General features: G+C 36.4%; 1 pseudogene. It reads left to right on the forward strand.

Annotated elements, in window-relative coordinates:
* A pseudogene (locus tag LJE09_RS19345) lies at window positions 1-297 on the forward strand (helix-turn-helix domain-containing protein); the annotation flags it as partial.

Genomic DNA, 297 nt, shown 5'->3' on the forward strand with positions numbered 1-297 from the left:
CAAAAGATTTATTACTGCTGATGTTAAAACAATATGGTCTGTTTTTGGATTCCTTCCAGTTCGCCTGCAAAAACTTCAAGGGAAATGCTGGTCAGACGGATATTGCCAAAACAATAGGGTTTGAATCGAATGAGGAATATAATGAGATTATGTTCTTAAGGGAAATCACTCATACCATCAATGCTTTTAATGAGATGGCAGACATTGTAAGGCTCTATTCCAAGAAACCAAAAACAGCAGAACAAAGGCTTGCAAATCTTTTATCAGAAGTCTTATACGAAGATTCCGAATCGGTAT

The organism is Blautia sp. DFI.3.45 (assembly GCF_020593505.1).
GTDB classification, from domain to species: domain Bacteria; phylum Bacillota; class Clostridia; order Lachnospirales; family Lachnospiraceae; genus Blautia_A; species Blautia_A wexlerae.